The organism is Shewanella sp. S1-49-MNA-CIBAN-0167, assembly GCF_040310145.1.
GTDB classification, from domain to species: Bacteria; Pseudomonadota; Gammaproteobacteria; order Enterobacterales; family Shewanellaceae; genus Shewanella; species Shewanella psychromarinicola.
The window spans coordinates 31,143-51,624 of record NZ_JBEOPO010000036.1 but is presented as its reverse complement, the minus strand read 5'-3'; the positions used below and the strand labels follow the sequence as shown (position 1 = coordinate 51,624).

Here is a 20,482-nt window from a genome sequence, read left to right as displayed (position 1 = left end):
AGCGTCCTCGAAGACCGCAGGTCGTCCTAGCAGCCGCAGGCGCTCTATTCCTAGCATCCTAGCAGCTCGGCGCTCTATGCTTTTGCTAAGATTGTATAGCATCTAGCAGCGAAGCGTCCTCGAAGACCGCAGGTCGTCCTAGCAGCCGCAGGCGCCCTATTCCTAGCATCTAGCCGCGCAGCCCTTTCTAGAATAGACTTAACATGCCAGTGCGATGAAACATAAAATAAAATTAACCAAACTGCGTGTGTTAAAGACGTCAAGTGTACGTCGAATGATAAATCAATTAGTTACTCCAAGATTCAGATCACAATTGATAGTGTTTTTGCTTAATATAAAACCAATTAATGACTTAAACGCAGTATTTATAGGCATTAAGGCTTAAAAATCCATTCAAATAGGTAAGGAATTTTGCTACTATCTTGGGTCGTGAATGGGATGTCACATGTTCAGACTAATGAGCAAATTTAAACAAGCGAGTCATAATGAAATCTTGGTATTTACTGTATTGCAAAACGCGTCATGAAATACGTGCACAGCAAAATTTGGCGTTGCAACAAGTCGATAGTTATTTACCTATGATCACCCAGCAAAAAACCGTACGTAACAAGCAAAAAATGGTTACGGCGCCTCTTTTCCCTAGCTACCTATTTATCTATTTCGATCCTCAAATCACTAGCGTGAGCAAAATCCACAATACCCGTGGCGCTAACCGCATTGTTGGTTGTCGAGAAGTGATGACGCCCATTGACGACAGAATTGTTTCAGCGCTTAAACGACGAGTTCAAGATTATGTACCAGAAGAGGTAAAACCATTAGGCAAAGGCGATAAAGTCAAATTTGTCGACGGACCGTTTAAAGACCTTGAAGCCATATTCGATGAGAACAACCCAGATAAACGTTGCCATGTGTTATTTAACATTATGGGACAACAGAAACGAATTTTAGTCGAACTTACCAATTTACAAGCTACATCAAAAAATAACCCAGCAACTTAAATGGCTAAAGTAGCAGACAATCGCGATGTTTTTTGTAGGATATTGTCCATTCGTAAAATGAGTATAGGCAATTAACTGAACGATTTTAAGCTTGAGAGGTTGAATTTTAACCGTTCAGGCGATGTGGGTGCTATTTTAGAAAAAATTACCACGGTTAGCGACTTTTACTCAAGCATCTAAGTCGATTTTTGAGTATAATCTCGCGCTCAATTATTGACTGCTATGGTGTTTAGCCAATAAAAATGAATATTTCGCACAGCGAAGGGCACTTTGGAAGCCGTAATCTATGGGCGGTAGCGTGCCTTTAAATCGATGACAGCCTAGAGCGCTTCGCTGCTAGGACGCTACGCGGCTAGAGGCTATAAAATCTTAGCAGCGAAGCTGTTCTTAGCAGGACGAAGTCCGCTCTCTGGCGAGCCTGCGAGTCCCTAGATACTAGCAGGACGAAGTCCGCTCTAGAAGCGAAGCGCACTATCCGCGTAGCGGCCTAGAACCTTAATTACAATAATAATATTGGAGATACCTGGTGTTACATAAAACCAAAAACGCATTGATAGCAGGCATGACAGCCTTTATTATTTTAACCACCCAAGCGCATGCTATTACCCCAACACCGCAAATGATTGAGCAGTTTAAACAATTGTCCAAAGCAGAGCAGGAGCGTATAGCAAAACAATATGGCATTGACCCTTCGATATTATCGTCATCTTCTACAACAACGAAAATAGAAAACCCACAATTAGTCGAACCTAGGACTGAGCAGGATGTTGATGTAAAACTGAATCAACAAGAATTAGAAGACGAAAAAAATATACAAGAAACAAAAACAACATTGAGTGTTGAAGAAAGAGAAGCGGAACATAAATCTGAATTGAAACCATTTGGTTATGACTTATTTGCCGGTTCGCCAACAACATTTGCCCCAGTATCAGATGTTCCGGTACCTGCTGAATATATGGTTGGCCCAGGTGATACATTAAATGTGCAATTATATGGCAAAGAAAATAATAATTATCAACTGACTGTTGGTCGTGATGGCGCGATACAGTTCCCTGATTTGGGGCCAATATCATTAGTCGGACTATCCTTCTCAGAAGCTAGAAGTTTATTACAAGATAAAATATCTCAAAGCATGATTGGTATTGACGCGAATATTACTATGGGCGAGTTACGTTCAATACGAATTTTCGTTGCAGGTGATGCTTACAAGCCCGGTTCATATACCGTTTCAAGCTTATCCACTATTACTCAAGTATTGTTTGTATCTGGTGGTATAAATCAAATCGGTTCATTACGCAATATTCAATTAAAAAGAGCGGGTAAAACCGTTGCAACGCTAGATTTATATGACTTGCTTATGCGTGGAGATGCATCTGGAGACAAGCGCTTACAATCAGGCGACGTTGTGTTTATTCCTTCAACAACTGGCCTAGTGAGTGTAATGGGTGAAGTGCGTCGACCGGCTATATACGAACTTAAAAATAACGAAACCATGGCCGATGTGATTAAAATGGCCAGTGGGTTAAATCCAGGGGCATATCCAAAGTCGAGTGTCGTAGAGCGTTACAGTGACCAAGCGGTTAAAACTGTTATCAACGTAGATTTAACAGCAAAAAATGGTTTAGAGACAGTCGTTAAAAATGGAGATGTGTTAAATGTAAAAACCGCATCCAATAGAATCGATAATGCTATTTCTATTGCGGGTGCAGTTATTCGTCCTGGTAAGTATCAATGGACTAACCAGTTAACAGTTGCTGATTTACTCCCATCAATTTGGGGTAATTTAACCATAACGGCTGACCTCGATTATGCATTGCTGGTACGTGAAATTAATCAACGTGGCGACATTGAACTTCATCGTATTGCATTAGGTAAAGCAATCGCCAACCCTAAATCACAATTTGATTTGCTGTTACAACCTCGGGATACCATTTTAGTTTTTGATTATGAAGATCGTCAAAAACTATTAACGCCTATTCTTGATCAGCTAAAGAAGCAGAGTCGCTTTGGCGACGCAACTAAAATAGTGAGTATTAATGGTAATGTACGATTTCCTGGTGATTATCCGCTAACAGTTAATGCAAACGTTAAAGAATTACTTATTGCCGCGGGAGGGTTATCAGAAGGCGCATATACAATGACCGCCGAGTTAACGCGTCAAAACGTATCTAAAACCGATGGTTTTAATATAGAACACCTTCAACTCAATTTAAACAACATACTAAATAATATTGATGCACAAGATGTGGATCTTCAAAGCCGAGATATGCTGACAATAAGAATGTTACCAGATTGGCAAGAAAGTACTTGGGTAACGATTAAAGGTGAGGTTAAATTCCCTGGAACATACTCTATTCAACGCGGTGAGACATTAAAAGATGTTATTGCACGTTCTGGTGGCTACACGGACAATGCATCGTTGAAAAGTGCAGTATTTTTACGACAATCAGTTAAAAATAAAGAGCAACAAGAGTTAGCTAAATTATCTGATGAACTTCGTCGCGAAATAGCGTCTAAAGCATTAACAAAAGATACGCCAACCGTTGGCTATGCAGATGCACAGCTAATGCTCAAAGAGCTTGATAATGTAACGGTACTTGGGCGTTTAATTGTAGACTTAACCGCATTAGAGTTAGGTATTGAAGATGCCAACTTAAATCTAGAAGACCAAGATGCACTTTATATTCCGCCTAAACAGCAAGTTGTGTCGATAATGGGCCAAGTTCAACATCCGAGTACGCATCGTTTTAAAAAAGGTGTAACGTTTGACCAGTATTTAGCAATGGCAGGTGGCTCACGCAAACGTGCAGACGACGATCGAATTTATATTATTAAAGCAGACGGCTCAGTGGCTATGCCATATGAATCACACTGGTTTAGTAATAATGATCAAATGGAACCAGGCGACACCATTATTGTGCCATTAGATACAGAATATAAAGATAGCCTCACGCTTTGGCAGCAGGTAACCACTATTATCTACAATAGCGCAATCGCCGTCGCAGCAGTCGCAACGCTATAAAGCGAGACGTATTCAAAAACTAAATAATGAGATCGTGCTAAATGTCTAAAGAAATTGAAAAATATAAGCAAGACGCACATTTTCCATCCTCACAACCGATGACAAATGCTCAAGACGACGAAATCGATCTTCGTGAGCTTTTTTCTGTAATTTGGCAAGGTAAGTGGTTAATTATTGCCATCACTGCAGTGTTTGCTATTGGCTCAGTTATTTTTGCCATTAATCAGCCGAATATTTATAAGTCAGAAGCGCTATTAGCGCCTGCTGACTCAGAGCAAGGTGGCGGTGGTTTAGGTGCGCTGGCCGGACAGTTTGGTGGTCTAGCCAGTATGGCTGGCATCAACTTAGGTGGCGGTGGTGGTGTTGATAAAACCCAAATGGCAATTGAGGTGATGAAATCACGTCAATTTACCAGTGACTTTATTCAAAATCACAATATTTTGCCTGACTTAATGGCGGCTAAAAAATGGAACATAGCAGATAACAGCATCAGTTATGATGAAGATGTATACAACGCTGCCGACAATAAATGGTTACGTGAAGTTCAGCTGCCTTTTAAACCTGAGCCATCAATGCAAGAAGCTTACAAAGAGTTCAGTAAAATTATTGCCGTTAATGCGGCAAAAGATACTGGCATGGTTACTGTGTCAGTAGAGCATCTATCCCCTCAAGTTGCACAGCAATGGGTTAATTGGTTAGTTGCGGACATCAATAACGAAATGAAGCAACGTGATGTTGCTGAAGCCAATCGAAGTAAAGCTTTTTTACAAACACAGATACAACAAACGAATGTCGCGGATATACGCACAATTTTGTACAAATTAATAGAAGAACAAACAAAAACAATCATGTTTGCAGAAGTGCGTGATGAGTATGTGTTTAAAACCATCGATCCTGCGTTTGTTCCAGAAGAAAAAGCCAAACCGAAGCGCGCATTAATCTGTGTTCTAGGCACCATGCTAGGCGGAATGTTGGCTGTAATGTTAGTGTTAATTCGGTATTTTGTCAGAAAAGATTAACACTCTTTGCTTTTATAGTTTCTAGCAGCGAAGCGCTCTAGCAATCTAGGCTCAACTCTTTTGCCGCCTATTGGGACGGTTTTCAAGAAAACCGTAAAACCTAGGTTTTATGTAGGTTTGCGAAGTTTGACCTGTCTCAAAATGGATAAAAAGTGTCTCACCATGATTTATAAGGCTGAGATCGGAAATTGAATCTATTCAATTCATCTAGCCTAAATCGACCTCTATTTAGGCTAATCAAGACCTCTCGGAAACATACAAATGAAAATTATAGTCACAGGTGGAGCGGGTTTTATCGGCTCTGCAGTAGTGCGTCATATCATCAATAACACTCAAGATAGCGTCATCAATGTTGATAAATTAACCTATGCCGGTAATCTTGAATCATTAGTGAGTGTTGAGTCAAGTGAACGTTATGTTTTCGAGCAAGTCGATATTTGCGATCGAGTAGAATTAGACCGTGTATTCAAGCTACACCAGCCAGATGCAGTGATGCACCTCGCGGCAGAATCGCACGTTGATCGTTCTATTACCGGACCGTCTGACTTTATTCAAACCAATATCGTTGGCACTTATACATTACTTGAAGCCACTCGCGAGTATTGGAACGCATTATCAACTGAGGCCAAGCTAGCCTTTCGTTTTCATCATATCTCAACAGATGAAGTATATGGTGATTTACCTCATCCTGATGATCAAGATGGCCTGAGCTCTAATGAAACGCTGCCATTATTTACTGAAGAAACATCTTATGCACCAAGCAGCCCTTATTCAGCATCTAAAGCATCAAGTGACCACCTAGTAAGATCGTGGTTACGCACATACGGTTTACCAACAATTGTGACTAATTGTTCTAACAACTATGGCCCTTATCATTTCCCAGAGAAGTTAATACCATTAGTGATCTTAAATGCGTTAGAAGGCAAACCACTTCCTATCTATGGTAAAGGCGATCAAATCCGTGATTGGCTCTATGTCGAAGATCATGCACGTGCACTCTATAAAGTAGTGACGTCCGGTAAAGTAGGCGAGACTTATAATATCGGCGGCCACAACGAAAAACAAAACATTGAAGTGGTTAATACCATTTGCAGTATTTTGGACACACTAGTGCCTAAAAACACGTTATACGCTGAGCAGATCACTTACGTCACCGACCGACCAGGTCATGACCGTCGTTATGCGATTGACTCGAGTAAAATGAGCCATGAGCTTAACTGGCAACCAAAAGAAACCTTTGAAACGGGTTTGCGCAAAACCATAGAATGGTATTTAACTAACCAAGAGTGGTGTCAACATGTCCAAGATGGCACTTACAAACGCGAGCGCTTAGGCATTTAATCTCTTTTATTACTTTGTTTTAATGTCCTAGTTTTTCTTTAACCTAGGATCTATTTATCTAGGAACTCATTTACTATGAAAGGCATTATTTTAGCGGGCGGTTCAGGGACACGTTTATATCCATTAACTCGTGGTGTATCAAAACAGTTATTACCAGTGTATGACAAACCAATGATCTACTATCCACTGTCAACATTAATGCTCGCAGGGATAAGAGACATATTGGTTATTACGACGCCAGAAGATAATGAAGGTTTTAAGCGTTTATTAGGTGATGGTTCTGATTTTGGGATCAATCTAACGTATGCAGTACAACCTTCACCCGATGGCCTAGCACAAGCATTTTTAATCGGTGAAGAATTTATCGGTAAAGACAGCGTCTGTTTAGTCTTAGGTGATAATATTTTTTATGGACAATCTTTTAGTAAAACACTCAATAATGCGGCTAATAGAGAAGATGGTGCCACAGTATTTGGCTATCAAGTCAAAGATCCAGAACGTTTTGGTGTCGTTGAATTCGATCAAGACATGAAAGCCGTATCGATAGAAGAAAAACCGACTAAGCCAAAATCGAACTATGCTGTCACAGGGTTATATTTTTACGACAACAGCGTTGTCGAAATGGCAAAACAAGTTAAGCCATCACATCGTGGTGAGTTAGAAATAACCACCTTGAATGAAATGTATTTAACCAAGGGTAACTTAAATGTTGAGTTACTCGGTCGCGGCTTTGCATGGCTCGATACGGGTACCCACGAAAGCTTACACGAGGCGTCATCTTTTGTGCAGACTATTGAGAATGTGCAAGGACTAAAAGTGGCTTGTTTAGAAGAAATAGCCTGGCGTAATGGTTGGTTAAGTGCGCAGCAACTAGCTGAATTGGCTAAACCGATGATGAAGAACAACTATGGTCAATATTTAGCTCATTTAGCGAACGGATTATAATATGAAGATCTTAATAGCAGGCAAGAATGGCCAAGTCGGCAGTTGTTTAGTTGACCAACTAAGCACAATGTCTGACGTAACCTTGTTAGCATTAGATCGTGATCAGCTCGATATCACTGACGCTACTCAAGTTAATAAAGTCGTCGCAGAGTTCAATCCAAATATCATCATCAATGCTGCTGCCTATACCGCGGTAGATAAGGCCGAACAAGAAAGTGAATTGGCATATGGTATTAATCGTGATGGGCCACATAACCTTGCGGTTGCAGCGAATGTAATTAATGCCGCCATCATACATATCTCAACAGATTATGTTTTTGCTGGTGACAGTCTTGACTCTTATGTTGAGTCTGATGTGACGGCTCCTCAAGGTGAGTATGGTCGCAGCAAGCTGGCCGGTGAACATGCTGTTGAACAAGCGTGTTCACGACATATTATACTAAGAACTGCCTGGGTATTTGGTGAGCATGGCAATAATTTCGTAAAGACCATGCTACGCCTTGCTAAAACCAGAGATACCTTAGGTGTGGTTGCTGATCAGTTCGGTGGCCCGACATATGCAGGTGATATTGCCAAAGCAATTGTGGCTATCTCGAAACAGATAAATGACGGTAATCAAGCCTATGGGATATACCATTATTCAGGTTTTCCTCATGTAAACTGGCATACTTTTGCTGAAAAGATATTCGACATTGCGTTAGAACAAGGTGTTTTGAAACAGTCAATTCAAGTTAACCCAATAATGACTCAAGACTATCCAACACCTGCTAAGCGACCTACAAACTCACGCTTAAATTGCCATAAAATTGATAGCGCGTTTGACATTGAGCAAAGTGATTGGCAAGCCGCATTAACAAGAATTAAAGAGTATTCATAAATGAAAGTAATCGATACTAAAATTCCAGATGTGAAAATCATAGAGCCAACCGTATTCGGTGACGAACGCGGCTTCTTCATGGAAACCTGGAACCAAAAGCTCTTTGAAGAGTTAGTTACCGGCAAACCAACAGTATTTGTACAGGATAATCACTCAAAATCAAAAAAAGGGATTTTACGGGGTTTGCATTATCAAACTGAAAATACCCAAGGTAAACTAGTACGTGTAGTATCTGGGGAAGTATTTGATGTAGTTGTTGATATTCGAAAAGGTTCACCAACATTTGGGCAATGGGTGGGTGAATACCTTTCGGCAGAGAATAAGCGTCAACTTTGGGTACCTGAAGGTTTTGCCCATGGTTTCTATGTGACAAGTGAAGAGGCTGAATTCGTTTACAAGTGTACTGATTACTATAATCCTAAAGCCGAAATTTCAATAGCATGGAATGATACTAGCATAGGCATAATATGGCCTAGAGTTGTGGGGGTTACTTTATCTGATAAAGATAGAAATGCTATCAGTTTAATTGACTACACAAATAATATTTGATTCTGGGAAACAATCTCAAATGAGAAGAAAAAATTACTTTGTTACTGTTTTTAGAAATTTAGAGCCTGTTCATCTAACAAAAGATGTTGGTATGATTCCAATGGCTATGAGTAAGATTCAGAACGTAAAGTCAAAAATTATTTATTGGAAAAAAGGCTGTGAAGTCGAAAATAAGTATGATGATTTTGTTGAGTTGGTTCCTATCGTCGCTAGTACTTATCTGTCATTTATTTGTAAGCTGATTTTTATATTATTTAAAGACAAAGTTAGTATTGTAAATTTTTATCATATGGAAAAAACAACCATTTTATTAACTATTCTCATGAAACTTTTTGGGATAAAAACCTACATAAAACTAGATATATCAGAGGATACAGTTAATTTAATAGAGTTATGGTTTAAGAATAATACAATTAAGCGTAATGTATTAAAACTATTTATTAGACATGCTAGTATTATATCAATTGAAGAAAAAGAATTGAAAAAACATTTAAATAATATAGATTCAATATTTAGTAAAATAGTGTATATACCTAATTCGATATTTGTTGAAACGGTATGTAGTAATACTATTGTAAAAGAGAATATATTTTTAATTGTTGGTAGGATTGGAGCGTTTCAAAAGAATCATGAGTTATTGATTGAGGCTATATCCAAACTGAAATATACAAATGAATGGAAGTTTGTATTTGCTGGCCCAGTAGAAAATGAAAAGTGTACAGATTTGATAAAGGGTTTTAGTCTAGACAATCAAGTTGAATTTGTTGGCAACTTAAGTCGAGAAGAACTTTTTGATTTGTACGCTCGTTCAAAAGTTTTCGTTTTGCCGTCTCGATGGGAGGGTTTTTCATTAGCTTTATTAGAAGCTTCATATATGGGATGCTACATTCTGTCTACTCGTGTAGGCGGTGTTGAGGCGGTCACTAAAAATGGAGAATTAGGCAAGATTATAGACCAAAATGATGTTGAAATGTTGGCTTATGAATTAGGAAATATAATTGAAAATAAAAATAGTTCTGTCGATAATGAATTGCTAATTAGAATGGATTTCATTAAGGGTAACTTTGACCTTGAAAGGAATCTTAGGGTTATTGATTGGAATGAATTGTGAAAAGTTTATTATCTAAATTAAGTTACCCATTTGGATTTAATATTGTTAATGCCATTTTTCCTTTGCTAACTTTGCCTATTGTGTTTCGAGCTTTTGACCAAGATGTTTATGGTGAATATGTTCTTGTAAATGTTCTTTATCAACTAACAATATCTTTATTTAGTTTAGTGTTGATGCAATATTTTATTCGCGAATATACGAAATGTCAGTTTTCTCAAGATGAGAATGAAAATAATATTTTCGGTGATTTTTTGATTGTTCAAATTCTCGCTATGTTTTTGGTGTTTGCTTTTTTTTTGATGCTGTACTTAGTATTTAATATAGTCTCTGATGTTAACTCCACCGTTGCATTATCTTTTTTGATACCTATAATATCCGTTTCAATTAATTTTGAATGGTATTTTTTTGCAGTTCAAAAGTATAAAATATTATTCTATCGAAATATTGCTATTAAGAGTGTTGTTTTTTTACTTGTTTTTCTATTTGTTGAAAGTAATGCTGATTTAGCACTATACGCATACTTAATGACGTGTTCATTTGCAATAGTAAATTTGGTAACCTTTATACACATTTATCCTATGATAAAGATAAAGAAGTTTGATTTTTATGTACTCAAAAAAAATATTTTTGGTGTAAGATACTTTTTTACTAATTCAATAGTTGGGGCTGGTTATCAATATGGTGATCAGTTGATTGTAAGTATTTTATTGAGTAAGTTTGATCTAGTTTCATTGAATATTTTAAAGCAACTAGTTGGTATCTTAGCTATGGTGCCATCAACAGTATGTCGATTTATCATGCCTCAAGCGATAGTTTCATATCAGAAAGGATTATCTGATGTTTTTCATCGTCAGTTTGATAAGAAATATGCAGTTATAATTATTGTTCTAGCAATATTTTCATTGTTATTCAGTCCTTATTTTATTCTTTTTTTAACTGGTCAAGGTTATACATTTCCATTCATTGATATTACAATCTGTACTTTGTTATTTTTGGTTATGTCAGTTTCCATTTTTATAGATACACAATATAGCATACCCCAGCATTTAGAAGTTATAACGACTAAGGCGAACATTTTAGTTTTCCTTTCAGTGTTAATAACGATATATTTCTCTGTTACGTATTTAGGGTATAAAGGTGCTTTAATAAGTGTTTTCATAGCTGAACTGCTAGGCGTAACTTTCATGGTGTTTGCTCATGCACGCATTAAGAAATCGAGTGGTTAGGCTACTACAATACTAGTCGAGTGATAAATTATGGAACTTTCGTTCTTATTATATTTTACATTGTTTGTGGTTTTATCTTGTTGGCAATATATAGACTTTAAGTTACGTAAAGATACTAAGGTTTGCTCTTCTCTTTTTATAATGATAAAGACATACCCTATTGTATTTTTTATTATTATAGTTGGCTTTAGATATAATGTTGGTGGTGACTTTCCAACCTATGAAGAATATTATGTAGATCAGTTTTTTGTATCCGATTCATCTCAGGTCGCTTACGAATTTGGTTTTTATACGTTAATTGAGATATTGCATTTTTTCAGCTTACCATCTCAATCTCTATTCGTTATTTGCTCAATATTTCAAGTTGTTCTGCTGTTAAAGATAGTTCAGATTGCAAAGGGGAGCGGACTATTATTAATATTTTTTTATTTTACAACTCTTTCATTTATTGAATCCTTAAATGTTATGAGGCAGTCAATTGCTTTATTAGGAGTGATTCTTGCATTATATTACCTAGCAAATAAGAAATATAAATATTCTATATTAAATACTATGGTTGCAGTTATATTTCACAGCAGTAGTTTATTAGCTATCCCCTTAATGTTTTTACTTTATAAGTCTAGTTTGTACAAGTATCGTTACACGATAATATTATTCACCTTATTAAGTCATTTTTTTGCAGTACAGTTTTTTTCTTTTTTTGTCGATATGGTATTGGAGCTGCCTATATTTGGTGGCTATAGTGGTTACCTTGCATTTAGCAAAGATCTTTTTATTGAAAATGTGAATGATGGAATCAGTATAGGATTGATACTATCGCTATTGACAGATGTTTATTTAATAATTAGAGGTACCAAGTTTATAGCTATGAATAGTCGTTCATTGCCATCTGTTGTCTTTAATTCTTATTTAATAGGATGTTTAATTTATCCAATCGTAGCATCAACTGGTTTCCTCGCTCTCGGAAGAGGAATGATGTATTTTTACGGGATGAAATTTGTGGTTATGAGTGCAGTATTATATGCTGGGTTTAAAAGTGGGTCCATATTAGAGAGGAAAGGAGTTATCTTAACTCCAATAGTATTATTGTATTTACTGTGGTTTTGTATGGCAGTGTATATAGGTGCCGCTGGAAGTTCTCCATATCAATCTTATTGGGGTTGATCTATTAATTAGAAGGTTATAGCTATATAACTCTCTAAAGCAGTTTAATCGAATTGAGACATGGGTTTTCGTTATACGAATAATTTTATACTAAACAATATGGCAACCATTTTTCCTTAATAGCTTTTCTTACAACTAAATATTTAAATTTATCATCCAGCTAAAGAATGTTAACTATTGTCAGTGACTTTACACCCAGTAATGCTTCCTGTTGATAATTAATAATAAATGAGTGTGCCTTATTAACTAAATTATCACCGTACTGTAATAAATCGGATAGTAATAGATTATTTTTTGATATTTATAAGATTCATTAATGCATGCAATTTATGGTACATTACTAGCAAAGTTCTTTACGTATTGAGTCCGATCTGGATGTATGTAAGCAAAGTTATGTTTATAAATATATACTGAACTTATAACCCTAAAAGGTTAAATAACCACTAACTCCATTATTAATATATCACTGCCTTGATAAATATAGACTCTACAATATCACTAGTTGTTTTTTCTGCCGGTATGAATAGATATAATATTGCCGTACTTTTGGCGTAACCTCATTTATTTAGTTTGTATAGAAGTTCTCTCTATATATAAACAAAAATCTATATATAGTGCAGCTGCAACTCCAACTCCAACTCCAACTCCAATTACACTTTGAGTTGGAATTGGAATTTGAATTGGAATTTGAATTGGAATTTGAATCTACTTATAATTTTTTAAGGTAAAATTGATTACAATGAATATTTTTAGAAACGTCAAGAGGAACTTGGAAGCGAGGCGAGGTCGGTTTCTTGCTAAAAAATTATATAGAAATGATTTTTCTATTATCAGTGATAACTGCTGGGGAGGGTTTGTCTATAAGTATTTTGATATGACATATAATAGTCCTTTTGTTGGTTTGTTTATTTTTTCTCCTGATTATATTCATATGTTACAAAATCTGAATTTCTACTTAGATAGCAAATTGTGTTTTATCGATCCTTCAGAATCTAAATATAAACAAGAATTGATAAACAATGGTACTTTTAATTCTTATCCTATTGCTCTGCTTGGCGATGGGGTTGAAATTCATTTTTTACATTATAAAAATAATAAAGAAGCATTAGATAAGTGGTCTCGAAGGTTATCTCGATTAAATCGAGATAATTTGGTAATAAAGTTTTGCGATAGGGATTTGTGTACAGAAATGCTAATCAATGATTTTGATTCTTTAAGTTTTAAAAGGAAAATAGTACTTTCAGCAAAACATTATAATGTGAAGTCGAATCTAAAACTGAAAGGGGAAAATGCAGACGTTATTAATGCTGAATGGGAAAGCTTTTTAAAAACAACATCGCCATTATCGTTTATGAATAAACTTTGGCGAAAATAAAAATTTTCTTACCATTACAGTTTTAATTCTTGTTGTTTTAGCGTTAAAAGTAATTTTTACGGTTGAGTTGTTTGTGTTTTACTAATATTGTTTTCTTTGTTGTTTATTCCAGCATGGAGAAGTTGAAATTTTGGTGGTTACACACATAATTGAAAATATACTCGATTATAAATCATGGCTAAAATATTAGTTCACTATGACGGTGAGCTCTAATTTTGTACGATATTGGTGTTTAGACTAGTTACCCGAAAAGTTGAGATAGCAGATTAAACAAGTTGCCTTGAAAGAATACATGACGAAAACCGTAGCTAGTAGCTGTAGCGAAAAGGTTAGAAACTCGTAACCTCGTCAAGAGGCCTTATTTCCTAAATCGAATGAATTTTTATATTAGTATAATCTGATCTCCCAAGATAGCGACGTGGAAGCAGTAAAATGGGAAAGTCTACGCATAAAATTACCAATTGGTCTCAGTGCAACAATCCACTTGTTAACCGTTGTTCACTGACGTTCTGAATTGATGAATAAGCCATTAAATTTTGGCGCTGCACCGGACATCATGGTCGCCGTGGTGAGGATATAAACTGCACAGGTTGGTAAAAGCGTATTTAACCTGTCGTTGCGAGCACTCAAAGGATCTATTAATTCATTATTTTGGCCTATGAATGTACCTCTAAACTCCCCGAGTTATAGCTGTATCAGCAAGCGAGCTAAAACCAACGAATTCAGTATCGTGCACAGAGTCGTGTTTCTGTGGCACATGTCGTGATTGATTCAACAGGCCTCAAAGTTTATGGCTAAGGTGAATGGCAAACCAGTAAGCATGGCAAATAAAACCGTCGTACCTGGCGCAAGTTACACCTAGCAGTGGATAGTAATACACATGAGGTTGTGTCAGCTGAAGTTTCCCTAGTAAACGTTGCCGATAATGAAGTGCTACCCACACTGTTCAATCCGTTGAGAAGGCACATAGCGCAGGTTTCAGCTGATGGTGCATATGACACAAAAGCGCTTATGAGTAACCAATTGTCGCAATGGAAAGAGGATAATGATTACTACGGCAGGTCACTATCTGAGACAGCGATGTATCGATATAAGCAGTTGATTAGCCCTAAACTTAGCTTTAGGGACTACAACGGTCAGCTAGGCGAAGCTCTAGCGGGTGTAAAAGCAATGAATAAAGTCATAGGACTAGGAATACCAGTAAGGTAGCAAGCTGCCTAATTCGATGAAACACCTAGAGTAGTTGCGTCTAATGCTAGGATTTGATCAATAACCCCCCATAAGACTAAATGTTGGTTCTTGTGATAACGTAACCTATATACAACATAAAGTTAGCATGATGAATCGCTAATTTAAATAATAGAAAATCTACCTCGTTCATTATGTAAAGCTCAGTTGTCTCTTTATACAACTGGTTAGCCTACGAGATACGGTCAAATCGGTGACTATATGGTTGTTGTAAAGCAATACACAAAGTTAATGGGAGCACATAGCAGGGCGACCGCATGAGTGCTCAATAATCCACCTATGTGATGAAGGTGGACTCGATTGCATTAATCCGCGCTTGTTTTCAGCTTAACGGCCGTACAATTATTGAATATTTATAGGACAATTTGTGAGTGAAAAACGTTCATGCGGTTGCCCTGGAGCACATAGCTAGTCAAAAATATGCTTATTAGTTGTTTCAAACACTTGGGGTTGTTGTAGCTATAGTCAGTTTTTCATCAACGCCGTAAGGCGTGATTTTTAATAAATTTGTATTTGGCACTATAATAGAGGTTCTTTTTGCATGAGAGAAAATGTTTGGATCATTATAGTTAACTATAAGAGTTATAAAGATACCGCTTCATACGTAACTAAGTTGTTGGACCAGGAGGGTGTTAATTTAAGTATTGTAATAGTTGATAATGATTCTGGAAATAATTCTTTTGAAATTTTAACAGAGCTTTTTTGTAGTGTTCCCAATGTTGATGTGCATCAATCTGGTGAGAATCTAGGATATGCTAGAGGTAATAATTTAGGGGTTATCCTATCCGATATAAAAAATGATGACTTGGTTGTTATAAGTAATAATGATTTAGTTGTCACTGAAATTGATTTTTTTTATAGATGGTCTGTTTTGCATCGTGCCATGTCAAATGTTGGAATAACTGCTCCAGCAATGAGGGTTAATGGTGTTTTATCATCTCACATGGCTTGGAAAATACCAACATATAGCGATAGTGTCAAAGCTTCAATCGCTACGTTAGAGGTGATTCTGGGTGATAATAAGAAGTACGTATTTGATAATGGATCGGAAACATTAATGGTTGATTGTGTTCCTGGTTCACTTTTTATGATTGAGAAGCAAACGCTTGACTTAATAAGTAATTTTGATGATGGAACGTTTTTGTACATGGAAGAGGTTATTTTATCTAGGAAATTGAAATTGGTTGGGAAACATAACTTTTTGTTAAGAACTATTCAGTACGAGCATTTGGTATCAAAAACGATATCTTCAGAATTATCAAGTCGAAACATGCGCAAATATCTAGTTGAAAGTGTTATTTACTATCACAGAAAATATGACCGGGCCGGTTTTTTTAGGGTTCTATTATTGCAGAGTTTGTTTAAAGCTTGGTTGCTGGAAAACTTTATTATTAGAAAAGTAAAAGGGGTTATAGGTAAATAATGAAGACAATACTAATATCCGCTTACGCACTATCTCCATCCAAGGGGTCAGAATTTAATGTAGGCTGGGAGTTTGTTAGACGACTTTCAATTAAAAATAGAATAATCGTCTTATATGGTGTTTCTGGCGAGCATATGGGGGATACATCTGAAGTAGACAGGTTTTTCGATAATAACAAATCTAATAATATAGTGCCTATAAAAGTTTGTCCACCCATGATATCTAGAGCCTTTAATATTTTAAATAAAAAAGGTTTGAACTATGCATTTTATATAGCATTTAATTTTTGGCAGCGCGAAGCTTATAAGCAAGCTTTGAAAGTAGTCGATTTATATGACGTGGATATTATTCATCAACTGAATCCTATAGGATTCAGAGAGCCTGGATACCTTTGGAAGATTCCTAGGCCTCATGTTTGGGGGCCTATTGGTGGGGCTAATTATGTTAAACTTGCGCTTTTAAAACCCCAGCCATTGAAGGCCAAGCTTACATTTTTTATTAAAAATATAGTTAATTACTTTCAAATAAATTTTTCACGAAGAGTAAAGGTTGCGTTATCTAATTCTGATGTGGTTGTTTTTTGTAACAATGAAAATAAGAAGAATTTATTTAATAAAAACATCCAGAAATCGATGGTCCTCTCTGAGCAAAGTTGTAGCAATTCAGACTTTTCTCTACGCGGGGAAAATAACAGATTTCGAAAGTCAAAACTTGAATTAGTTGTGGTCGGCAGTTTGTTTTATCGGAAAAATTTGAAATTTATAATTGATGTTCTATCTTCTTTGAATGAAGAAATTCAATTGTGTCTTAACATTGTTGGTGATGGTCACTTAAAAGACGAACTTATACAGTATTCAATAACGAAAGGCGTTTCTCATCTGATTGTATGGCATGGGAACATTTCGAGGGATGATGTGATGGAGCTGATGAAACAGTGTGACTTACATTGTTTATGTAGCCTGTCAGAAGCGAATACAACGGTAGTCTATGAGGCATTTTCTATTGGGTTGCCAACTATATCGCTGAAGCAAAATGGTATGAGCGATACTTTAGCTGATGGTATGGGGTTCTTAGTTGATATAGAAAATTATGAACTAACTATTAGTAACTATGCAAGTAAAGTTAAAGAGATATATTTCAACCGTCATTTACTTAATTGTTGTTCAGATTTGATTTTTAATAACATCGATACTCTTGAGTGGGATGCAAAAATCAACAGTTTTAATAAGATATATGACGAATTACTCGCAGAGTAATCTCCACGTCATCTGCAGGGGGAAATATGCGTAATTTGGTTGAATGGTTTTACAACAAAATAAAGGGCAGACATTTGTTATTAGACCCAAAGATTTCTTCAAGTGACTTATTCTTTGTTTCTGTATCTCAGGGAGTGGGAATTATGAGAGGAGTTTTGAGATTGTTACCAAGTGTATTTATAGGGAAAAGTGTAAAACTAAAAAGTCGTAAAAACCTTCATATAGGTAAAGGCGCAACTATAAAAGACTATTGCACCTTAGATGCTTTGGGGCATTCAGGTATAAAGGTTGGGAAAGCATCAACTATAGGGGCATACTCATTCATTCAAGTGAGCGGTTCACTTACTGATTTAGGGTTGAAAGTTCATATTGGTGATAATGTAGGTATTGGGGAGTTTGCTCATATTGGTGGTGCTGGAGGTGTTTTGATTGGAAATGATACTATCATAGGATCGTATTTCAGTGTTCATCCCGAAAATCACAACTTCTCACATTCAGCAACTTTAATTAAAAATCAGGGAGTGAACCGAAAAGGTATTATTATAGGAGCTAATTGTTGGATAGGTGCTAAGGTAACTGTGCTTGATGGCTCTAGAATCGGTGATGGATGCGTAGTTGCTGCAGGAGCCGTAGTCAAAGGTAACTATCCGGATAATGTTATTATTGGTGGTGTGCCAAGTAAGATACTAGGGGATAGAATAAGTGGCAAAAAATAAACATATTTATTTTGTACATTTGTTAAATGACAATAGCGGTAGCCCTCGTGTACTGAGTGATGCAATAAGCTCTTTAGATCATACTGAGTATGAGAAAACAGTATTAACTAGTTGTCATGAAGGTTTTCTATCTAATGTTCAGGCTAGGAAAGTTAACATACGGTATTTTGTTTTTTCTAATCGCTATTTAAAATTATTTTCTTATCTAGTCTCACAGTTATCGACATTTATAGTGCTTTCATATTACTTGATTTGTAACAAATTGAAAGGTGAGGACTCTATAGTCTTAGTTAATACGCTTTTGCCATTTGGAGCAGGCTTATCTTCGAAACTTTTTTCTAACAATACAATATACTACATTCATGAAACTATGATAAACCCTCTGTTGTTAAAGCGTTTTTTGTTATTTGTGGTCGATAAGTGTGCTGATTCTGTATTATTTGTTTCTAACTATGTTCTAGAAAATTCAGCTATTAATTCACCGACAAAAAAAATGTTGTATAACGGTTTAAGACGCGATTTTATATTAAGTAATGGTCTTGACTTGGACTTAGGAAGTAAATTTAAAAATCGAACTGTTTTATTCGTAGGTTCATTGAAAATATACAAAGGAATCGATCAGTTTTTAGCTGTTTCTTTTCTATTGCCGCATTTTAAGTTTATAGCAGCTGTCAATTGTAGCAAAGAGGAGTTAAGAATTTATTTGAAAAGTCGGGTTTTACCTACAAATTTTGAATTTATGATTAAACCTCATAACTTAATAGAAATTTATAAACAATCTTCGCTAGTCATGAACTGTTCCATTCCTGATGACTGTATTGAAACGTTTGGGTTGTCTTTACTCGAGGCTATGGCTTTTGGTTGTCCAGTTATAGGTCCACCAGTTGGAGGCCCTGTAGAAATAGTTAATTCCAATGTTGGTTGTTTAATAGATTCTAGAAACCTTTCTGAAATAGTTGGTTTTATTAGTCTTCTCCACAATGACTTCGGACTATGGCGACAGTATTCTGACAATGCAATTGAGCACAGCAAACTTTTCACCTCAAAAATATATCAAGATCGCTTTGCTTTGTTTATTCAAGATGAGTTTTATTCGTTAGTTTAGTTTTTTATTGAACTGGGTTTAGGTTACTTTTAGTTATACTTTACGAGATATAATATGATTAGTGTAGGGATTGTGGGGACTGTGGGTTTACCGGCTTGTTACGGTGGTTGGGAGACTCTTGTTGATAATATAGTTAAGTCTAAATCAGATGATGTTGAATATTCTGTTTATTGCTCATCTAGGTCTTATGAACACAAGAAAAAATATCATAATGGTGCTAAGTTGATATACTTACCTATTTCTGCAAATGGTATTTCCAGTATTTTTTACGATATCATATCAATGATTCATACAATGTTTACTAAGCCGAACGTTATTGTTGTTCTTGGTGTTTCAGGTTGTTTATTCTTACCTTTTTATAAATTGTTGCCTAATTCAAAAGTGATTGTAAATGTTGATGGTATCGAATGGAAAAGAGATAAGTGGAGTGGTTTTGCTAAAAGATTTCTCAAATTTTCAGAAGCAATGGCAGTAAGGTATGCAGATGTAATTGTGGCTGATAATGATGGTATAAGAGACTATATTAGTGCTGAGTATGGTATTAAATCGGAAGTCATCGCCTATGGTGGAGAGCACGCTTTAGTTTCAAATGTTGATGGTAATTGTTCTGATTATTTCTTTACGGTCTGTAGAATAGAACCTGAAAATAATATTGAAATGATTTTGAAAGCTTTTTCTAATTCAGATGTTAATTATAAAATAGTTGGTAATTGGGGTGCTAGTTCTTATGGCGAACAATTAAAAGTCAAGTATTCTGTTTTCGAAAATATTGAAATAATTGACCCTGTTTATGATTTGAACGTTTTATTTAATTATAGAAATAACTGTAAAGGTTATATTCATGGCCATTCTGTTGGTGGTACAAATCCATCTTTAGTCGAAATAATGCATTTTAGTAAGCAAATCTATGCTTTTGATTGTGTATTCAATCGGTTTACTACTGAGGATGCTGCCTTCTATTTTTCCACGACTAACGATTTGGAGAAATTGATTTCTGATACATGTTTGTCTCCAGGTAATGAAAAGATGAAGGATATCGCGATGAAAAGATACACTTGGGAAATAGTAGCAGGCCAATATGAATCATTGTACAGGGGAATATAAATT

At 36.0% G+C, this 20,482-nt stretch carries 16 protein-coding genes and 1 pseudogene; all 17 read left to right on the top strand.

The genetic code is table 11. The features are described 5' to 3' along the window. Window positions 1-485 precede the first annotated feature (485 nt). The 17 genes and pseudogenes from rfaH (at window position 486) to AAEZ00_RS16070 (ending at window position 20,479) form a co-directional block, all read left to right on the top strand. Complete coding sequence (gene rfaH / locus AAEZ00_RS16150; RefSeq protein WP_351089112.1) at window positions 486-998, top strand: transcription/translation regulatory transformer protein RfaH; 513 nt, start codon at window positions 486-488, stop codon at window positions 996-998. Window positions 999-1,524: 526 nt separating this feature from the next. After that, a complete protein-coding gene (locus AAEZ00_RS16145; protein WP_351089110.1) occupies window positions 1,525-4,020 on the top strand; it encodes an SLBB domain-containing protein in 2,496 nt (831 codons plus the stop codon). A 41-nt stretch (window positions 4,021-4,061) separates the two neighbouring features. Continuing rightward, complete coding sequence (locus AAEZ00_RS16140; protein ID WP_351089108.1) at window positions 4,062-5,039, top strand: Wzz/FepE/Etk N-terminal domain-containing protein; 978 nt, start codon at window positions 4,062-4,064, stop codon at window positions 5,037-5,039. A 261-nt stretch (window positions 5,040-5,300) separates the two neighbouring features. After that, a complete protein-coding gene (rfbB, locus tag AAEZ00_RS16135) occupies window positions 5,301-6,380 on the top strand; it encodes a dTDP-glucose 4,6-dehydratase (protein ID WP_351089106.1) in 1,080 nt (359 codons plus the stop codon). A 75-nt stretch (window positions 6,381-6,455) separates the two neighbouring features. After that, a complete protein-coding gene (gene rfbA, locus AAEZ00_RS16130) occupies window positions 6,456-7,325 on the top strand; it encodes a glucose-1-phosphate thymidylyltransferase RfbA (RefSeq protein WP_351089104.1) in 870 nt (289 codons plus the stop codon). A 1-nt stretch (window position 7,326) separates the two neighbouring features. Further along, window positions 7,327-8,202, top strand: coding sequence for a dTDP-4-dehydrorhamnose reductase (gene rfbD, locus AAEZ00_RS16125; protein ID WP_351089102.1), 876 nt, complete (start codon window positions 7,327-7,329; stop codon window positions 8,200-8,202). Then, a complete protein-coding gene (gene rfbC / locus AAEZ00_RS16120; protein WP_351089100.1) occupies window positions 8,203-8,751 on the top strand; it encodes a dTDP-4-dehydrorhamnose 3,5-epimerase in 549 nt (182 codons plus the stop codon). Between the two features lie 19 nt (window positions 8,752-8,770). Next, window positions 8,771-9,862, top strand: a complete 1,092-nt coding sequence (locus AAEZ00_RS16115; RefSeq protein WP_351089098.1) for a glycosyltransferase family 4 protein — start codon at window positions 8,771-8,773, stop codon at window positions 9,860-9,862. Further along, window positions 9,859-11,088: an MATE family efflux transporter gene (locus AAEZ00_RS16110; RefSeq protein ID WP_351089096.1), complete on the top strand. Its 1,230-nt coding sequence runs from the start codon at window positions 9,859-9,861 to the stop codon at window positions 11,086-11,088. The genes AAEZ00_RS16115 and AAEZ00_RS16110 overlap by 4 nt, the downstream gene beginning before the upstream one ends. A gap of 30 nt (window positions 11,089-11,118) precedes the next feature. Continuing rightward, entirely contained in the window at window positions 11,119-12,252 is a 1,134-nt protein-coding gene (locus tag AAEZ00_RS16105; RefSeq protein ID WP_351089094.1) for an EpsG family protein, read from the top strand. 739 nt (window positions 12,253-12,991) lie between these two features. Continuing rightward, window positions 12,992-13,627: a DUF1919 domain-containing protein gene (locus AAEZ00_RS16100; RefSeq protein WP_351089092.1), complete on the top strand. Its 636-nt coding sequence runs from the start codon at window positions 12,992-12,994 to the stop codon at window positions 13,625-13,627. 432 nt (window positions 13,628-14,059) lie between these two features. Beyond that, window positions 14,060-14,836 (top strand): annotated as a pseudogene (locus tag AAEZ00_RS16095) (IS5 family transposase). Between the two features lie 580 nt (window positions 14,837-15,416). Beyond that, window positions 15,417-16,298: a glycosyltransferase gene (locus AAEZ00_RS16090; RefSeq protein ID WP_351089090.1), complete on the top strand. Its 882-nt coding sequence runs from the start codon at window positions 15,417-15,419 to the stop codon at window positions 16,296-16,298. Next, complete coding sequence (locus AAEZ00_RS16085) at window positions 16,298-17,554, top strand: glycosyltransferase (RefSeq protein WP_351089088.1); 1,257 nt, start codon at window positions 16,298-16,300, stop codon at window positions 17,552-17,554. The genes AAEZ00_RS16090 and AAEZ00_RS16085 overlap by 1 nt, the downstream gene beginning before the upstream one ends. A 26-nt stretch (window positions 17,555-17,580) precedes the next feature. Continuing rightward, window positions 17,581-18,270 carry an acyltransferase gene (locus AAEZ00_RS16080; protein WP_351089086.1) on the top strand — a complete coding sequence of 230 codons (690 nt, stop codon included), beginning with the start codon at window positions 17,581-17,583 and terminating at the stop codon, window positions 18,268-18,270. Next, the gene (locus tag AAEZ00_RS16075) at window positions 18,257-19,375 is read left to right on the top strand and encodes a glycosyltransferase family 4 protein (RefSeq protein WP_351089084.1); all 1,119 of its coding nucleotides are present in this window, start codon (window positions 18,257-18,259) and stop codon (window positions 19,373-19,375) included. The genes AAEZ00_RS16080 and AAEZ00_RS16075 overlap by 14 nt, the downstream gene beginning before the upstream one ends. Window positions 19,376-19,429: 54 nt before the next feature. Further along, a complete protein-coding gene (locus AAEZ00_RS16070; protein WP_351089082.1) occupies window positions 19,430-20,479 on the top strand; it encodes a DUF1972 domain-containing protein in 1,050 nt (349 codons plus the stop codon). Window positions 20,480-20,482 lie beyond the last annotated feature (3 nt).

Coding starts and splice junctions, on each gene's coding strand:
- rfaH (WP_351089112.1), top strand. CDS start 486: ATGAAATCTTGGTATTTACTGTATTGCAAAACGCGTCATGAAATACGT.
- AAEZ00_RS16140 (WP_351089108.1), top strand. CDS start 4,062: ATGTCTAAAGAAATTGAAAAATATAAGCAAGACGCACATTTTCCATCC.
- rfbB (WP_351089106.1), top strand. CDS start 5,301: ATGAAAATTATAGTCACAGGTGGAGCGGGTTTTATCGGCTCTGCAGTA.
- rfbA (WP_351089104.1), top strand. CDS start 6,456: ATGAAAGGCATTATTTTAGCGGGCGGTTCAGGGACACGTTTATATCCA.
- rfbD (WP_351089102.1), top strand. CDS start 7,327: ATGAAGATCTTAATAGCAGGCAAGAATGGCCAAGTCGGCAGTTGTTTA.
- rfbC (WP_351089100.1), top strand. CDS start 8,203: ATGAAAGTAATCGATACTAAAATTCCAGATGTGAAAATCATAGAGCCA.
- AAEZ00_RS16115 (WP_351089098.1), top strand. CDS start 8,771: ATGAGAAGAAAAAATTACTTTGTTACTGTTTTTAGAAATTTAGAGCCT.
- AAEZ00_RS16105 (WP_351089094.1), top strand. CDS start 11,119: ATGGAACTTTCGTTCTTATTATATTTTACATTGTTTGTGGTTTTATCT.
- AAEZ00_RS16100 (WP_351089092.1), top strand. CDS start 12,992: ATGAATATTTTTAGAAACGTCAAGAGGAACTTGGAAGCGAGGCGAGGT.
- AAEZ00_RS16090 (WP_351089090.1), top strand. CDS start 15,417: ATGAGAGAAAATGTTTGGATCATTATAGTTAACTATAAGAGTTATAAA.
- AAEZ00_RS16085 (WP_351089088.1), top strand. CDS start 16,298: ATGAAGACAATACTAATATCCGCTTACGCACTATCTCCATCCAAGGGG.
- AAEZ00_RS16080 (WP_351089086.1), top strand. CDS start 17,581: ATGCGTAATTTGGTTGAATGGTTTTACAACAAAATAAAGGGCAGACAT.
- AAEZ00_RS16070 (WP_351089082.1), top strand. CDS start 19,430: ATGATTAGTGTAGGGATTGTGGGGACTGTGGGTTTACCGGCTTGTTAC.